Raw genomic sequence first — 5,147 nt, 5'->3', positions numbered from 1 at the left:
GGGGGTCGTGCGGGGTCCGGCGCGTTTCGTCTCGCTGCGCTCGCTCAACGACCGGATCGTCTCGCTGCGCTCGACGACCGGGGTCAGCGCCTGGAGACCGGACGGCCGTCGCACCACACGCGCTCGACCTGCAGGTCGGGCGACAGCAGCACGGCATCGGCGCGGCACCCGGGGCGCAGCGCGCCGAGGTCGTCGCGGCCGAGGGCGTGCGCGGGGGCACGGGTCAGCGCATCGACGGCGTCTGCCAGCGGCACGCCGGCGGCGACGGCGGCACGCAGCGCGGCATCCTGCGTCAGGGTCGATCCGGCGATCGCGCCGCCGTCGGCGAGCCGGGCGACGCCGCGGTCGACCTCGACCCCGAGCGCGCCGAGCCGGTAGTGCCCGTCCGCCGCGCCTGCCGCGGCCATCGCGTCGGTGATGAGGGCGATCCGGCCCGGTGCGATGGAGAACGCGAGCCGCACGATCTCGGGGTGCAGGTGCACGCCGTCGGCGATCACCTCGAGGGTCACCCGGGAGTCGGCGGCCGCGGCGGCCACCGGGCCGGGCCGGCGGTGGTGCAGACCGGGCATGGCGTTGAACGCGTGGGTGAGGATCGTGGCCCCCGCATCGAACGCGGCGGCGGCCATCGCGAAGTCGGCGCTGGTGTGGCCGACGGCGGCGGCGGCTCCGGCATCCACGATCCTGCCGATCGCCGCCGGCCCGCCGGGCAGCTCCGGGGCGATCGTCACCTGCCGCACGGTGCCGCGCCCCGCCTCCAGCAGCCGTGCGACAGCGTCGGGAGCGGGCACGGTCAGCAGCTGCGGGTCGTGGGCACCGCGATGGTCGGGGTCGAGGAACGGCCCCTCGAGGTGCGAGCCGAGGATGTCGGGGTGCACCTCGGTCAGCTCGGCCACCATGGCGGCGCGGGCGGCGAGGGTGTCGAGCGGCGCCGTGACCAGCGAGATCACCGCGCGGGTCGTGCCGTGCGCGCGGTGCAGGTCGCGGGCCCGGAGCACGGCATCCGGTCCGTCGTCGTACGAGACGCCCGCCCCGCCGTGCCCGTGCAGGTCGATGAAGCCCGGCGCGAGATATGCGCCGCCGGCGTCGACGATCTCGTCGGCGATGAGGCCGAGCCAGGTCTCGCCCGTTCCGGACCGGGCCACCTGCCCGTCGTCGAAGCACACCCAGGCGTCGTCGATCACCTCGCCGTCGACGAGGCGGGCGGAGTGGATGATCGTGCTCACGCGGCACTCCAGTCGATCTCGGAAGAGCGGTGGAAGCGGATGCCTCGGCGCGCCCAGAGCGGCCCGAGCCGCCCGACCCGCGTGCGGAACGACTCCCACGTGCGCAGCGCGCTCGCCCCGGTCGCCGGCGACCACGCCGCCTCCGCCGCGGCGGCGAGGCGAGGGAACGCGAGGGTGTCGATGTCGTGGAGCGTGCGCACCGTCTCGGTCCACAGCGCCGCCTCGACGCCGAGGATGGCATTCTCGCCCACCCCGTCGATGAGGTCGGCGGGCTCCCACTCGTAGGCCCGTCGCACGCTCGTGGGTCCGTCCGCCCATTCGAGTCCGAGCGGGAACCCCGCTTCGGGCTTCATGTCGAGGTACACCGCGTCGGCGGGCGAGAGGATCAGCTGCGAGCCGCCCGCGACGAACGCGCGGGCCTTCTCGTCCATCCCCGCGGTCGGGGTCGTGAAGCCCCAGTACTGGCCGATCGTCGTGTCGTCGAGGCGGGGGGCGGCACCGGCCTCGTGCCACGCGATCGGCGTCTTGCCGAGGTCGGCGATCAGCTGCGAGACCCGTGCGACGAAGACCGCGAAGTCGTCGTCGGAGGTCGCCAGCGACTCGTCGCCGCCGAAGTGGAGGTACGGGCCCGGGGTCATCGCCGCGAGCTCGCCGAACACGTCGGCGACGAAGTCGTAGGTCGCCTCGTCGCCGACCCGCAGCGACGAGAACCCCACCGCGAACCCCGTGTACGGCTCGCCGGCAGTGGGGAGGCCGCCGCCGAATCGGGCCGCGGCATCCTGCACGGCGTCCGAGACCACGGGATCTTCGACGAGCTCGGGGTGGGCCAGACCGACCGCGTGCGTGTGCCCGGGCATGTCGATCTCGGGCACCACCGTCATGTGGCGCTCGGCGGCGTGGCGGACGATCTCGGCGTAGTCGGCCTTCGTGTAGCAGCCGCCGGGGTCGCCGCCCACAGCGCTCGCCGATGCGCGCTCGGCCAGCAGCGGCCGTGCGGCCAGGGCGATCCGCCAGGCCTGGTCGTCGCTGAGGTGCAGATGCAGTCGGTTGAGCTTCAGGCTCGCCGCCCGATCGATGACGGCCTTCACGGTGTCGACGTCGAAGAAGTGCCGCGCGACGTCGAGCATGAGCCCGCGGTAGCCGAACCGCGGGGCGTCGGCGATCTCGACCGCGGGGATGCTCCAGCTGTCCCCGTGGAATGTCTGCAGCTGCTCGAGTGTCTGGACGGCGTAGAACAGGCCCGCCTCGTCGGCCGCGGTGATCTCGATCCCGGTCCCGTCGACGCGGAGCCGATACGACTCCGGCGGACCACCCGGCACGACCCGGAACGAGACCACGTCTTCGATGGTGCTGCCCGGAGCCGCGGTGAAGGGGGCGGCCGCGGCATCCGTTCTCATCTCCGCCGGTGCGGGAACGACGGCAAGGGTCATGTAAGGACTCCTTACAAAAGGATGCCCCAGCATAGCAGTGCCGCGCGATCCGGTATGCTCGGAGCGTCGCAACTGGCGTTGAGGTGGGTGACCACCGGGGAGCGACCGACACGGCATTCGACCGCACGCCTGGGCCGATGCAGGAATCATCCGCACGCCGTCGTCAGGGAGCCCTATGACCGATCCGCTCTTCACCCGTCCCGTCTCCGAAGTCGACCCCGAGATCGCGCAGGTGCTCGATCGCGAGCTGGCGCGTCAGCGCGGCTACCTGGAGATGATCGCCTCCGAGAACTTCGTGCCCGTCTCGGTCCTGCAGTCGCAGGGGTCGGTGCTCACGAACAAGTACGCCGAGGGCTACCCCGGGCGCCGCTACTACGGCGGCTGCGAAGAGGTCGACGTCGCCGAGGAGCTCGCGATCGAGCGAGCCAAGGCGCTGTTCGGCGCCGGGTTCGCCAATGTCCAGCCGCACTCGGGCGCGTCGGCCAACGCCGCGGTGCTGCATGCGATCGCCCGGCCCGGCGACACCCTGCTGGGGCTCGCGCTCGACCAGGGCGGTCATCTCACGCACGGCATGAAGATCAACTTCTCGGGCCGCCTCTACGACATCGTCGCGTACGGCGTCGACCCCGAGACATCCCTCATCGACATGGACGAAGTCGCGCGCCTGGCCCGCGAGCACCGCCCGAAGGTGATCATCGCGGGCTGGTCGGCCTACCCGCGCCGGCTCGACTTCCCCCGGTTCCGCGAGATCGCCGACGAGGTCGGCGCTCTCCTGTGGGTCGACATGGCGCACTTCGCGGGCCTGGTGGCCGCAGGGCTGCACCCGAACCCCGTGCCGCACGCGCACGTCGTGTCGTCGACCGTGCACAAGACCATCGGCGGTCCGCGGTCGGGCTTCATCCTCACCGACGACGCCGAGATCGCCAAGAAGATCAACTCGGCGGTGTTCCCGGGGCAGCAGGGCGGCCCGCTGATGCACGTCATCGCCGCCAAGGCCACCGCGTTCAAGCTCGCCGCGACACCGGAGTTCCGCGAGCGGCAGGAGCGCACCGTGCGCGGGGCGGCGCTGCTGGCCGAGCGGCTGGCGCAGCCCGATGTGGCCGCAGCCGGGATCTCGGTGCGCTCCGGCGGCACCGACGTGCACCTCGTGCTCGTCGACCTGCGCAACGCCGAGATCGACGGCAAGCAGGCCGAGGACGTGCTGCACGACATCCACATCACCGTCAACCGCAACGCCGTGCCGAACGATCCGCGCCCGCCGATGGTGACCTCCGGACTGCGCATCGGCACCCCGGCCCTGGCGACCCGCGGCTTCGGCGATGCCGAGTTCGCCGAGGTCGCCGACATCATCGCGCTGGCCCTGCTGCCCGGCGCGGATCGCGACGCCCTGCGTGGACGGGTCGACGCCCTGACCGCGGCGTTCCCCCTCTACCCGGGGCTGGAGCACGGCTTCGCGTGACGGCCGTGTCGCGGACTGCCCGGCCGCGAGGACAGGAATCCCGGCGCGGACCGGATGCGGCCGCCTTCGTCCTGCGTGACTCGTGTCTGGGCGGGGGAGCGCGGGGCGAGACGCCATTGACTATCTTGATAGGTATCTAGGGAGGAGCCACGCATGTCAGCGCAGAAGCTGGACGGCAAGGCCGCCGCGGCGGCGATCAAGGCCGAGCTGAAGGAGCGGGTCGAGGCGCTGCGCGCCCGCGGCATCGTGCCCGGCATCGCGACAGTGCTCGTCGGCGCCGACCCCGCGTCGCAGCTGTACGTCGGCATGAAGCACCGCCAGTCCGAGGAGATCGGGATGAACTCGATCCAGGTCGAGCTGCCGGCCGAGTCGACGCAGGAAGAGGTCGAGGCGGCGATCGATGCGCTCAACGCCGACCCCGCCTGCCACGGCTACATCGTGCAGCTGCCGTTGCCGAAGCACCTCGACACCGATGCGATCCTCGAGCGGATCGACCCCGCCAAGGACGCCGACGGGCTGCACCCGACCAACCTCGGGCGGCTCGTGCTCAACGTCAACGGACCGATCACGACACCGCTGCCGTGCACGCCGCGCGGGGTGATCGAGCTGCTGCTGCGCAACGACTACGACCTGAAGGGCAAGGATGTCGTCGTGATCGGCCGTGGCGTCACGATCGGCCGGTCCATCGGCCTGCTGCTGACCCGCCGCGAGATCAACGCCACCGTGACGCTCACCCACACCGGCACGACCGACCTCGCCCACCACCTGCGCCAGGCCGATGTGATCGTGGCCGCCGCGGGCGTCAAGCACATCGTCCGGGCCGAGGACGTCAAGCCCGGCGCCGCCGTGCTCGACGTCGGCGTCACCCGCGAGACCGACCCCGAGACCGGCAAGAGCCAGGTGTTCGGCGACGTGCATCCGGATGTCGCGGAGGTCGCCGGCTGGCTCTCGCCGAACCCCGGCGGGGTCGGTCCGATGACGGTCGCCCTCCTCATGACGAACGTCGTCGAGGCGGCCGAGCGCGCAGCCGGCTGA

The 5,147-nt window shown here is 72.2% G+C and carries 4 protein-coding genes and 1 riboswitch; of the genes, 2 read left to right on the top strand and 2 right to left on the bottom strand.

The features are described from left to right. Positions 1-83: 83 nt before the first annotated feature. Positions 84-1,223, bottom strand: coding sequence for an N-acetylglucosamine-6-phosphate deacetylase (gene nagA, locus ACIWQI_RS07850; RefSeq protein WP_396656590.1), 1,140 nt, complete (start codon positions 1,221-1,223; stop codon positions 84-86). Beyond that, positions 1,220-2,653, bottom strand: a complete 1,434-nt coding sequence (locus ACIWQI_RS07845; protein WP_396656589.1) for a family 20 glycosylhydrolase — start codon at positions 2,651-2,653, stop codon at positions 1,220-1,222. The genes nagA and ACIWQI_RS07845 overlap by 4 nt, the downstream gene beginning before the upstream one ends. 58 nt (positions 2,654-2,711) lie before the next feature. Beyond that, a riboswitch (ZMP/ZTP riboswitch) is annotated at positions 2,712-2,795 on the top strand. Positions 2,796-2,828: 33 nt separating this feature from the next. Between ACIWQI_RS07845 and glyA the strand changes: the two genes are divergently transcribed. Together glyA and ACIWQI_RS07835 are read left to right on the top strand one after the other, a co-directional pair. Next, positions 2,829-4,112 carry a serine hydroxymethyltransferase gene (glyA, locus tag ACIWQI_RS07840; RefSeq protein ID WP_396656588.1) on the top strand — a complete coding sequence of 428 codons (1,284 nt, stop codon included), beginning with the start codon at positions 2,829-2,831 and terminating at the stop codon, positions 4,110-4,112. A 153-nt stretch (positions 4,113-4,265) separates the two neighbouring features. Continuing rightward, the gene (locus ACIWQI_RS07835) at positions 4,266-5,147 is read left to right on the top strand and encodes a bifunctional methylenetetrahydrofolate dehydrogenase/methenyltetrahydrofolate cyclohydrolase (RefSeq protein ID WP_396656587.1); all 882 of its coding nucleotides are present in this window, start codon (positions 4,266-4,268) and stop codon (positions 5,145-5,147) included.

The sequence above is a fragment of the Microbacterium sp. genome (assembly GCF_044508325.1).
In the GTDB taxonomy this organism is placed as follows: domain Bacteria; phylum Actinomycetota; class Actinomycetes; order Actinomycetales; family Microbacteriaceae; genus Microbacterium.
Note: the sequence above shows the minus strand (reverse complement) of the source record. Positions and strands in the feature narration are given on the sequence as shown.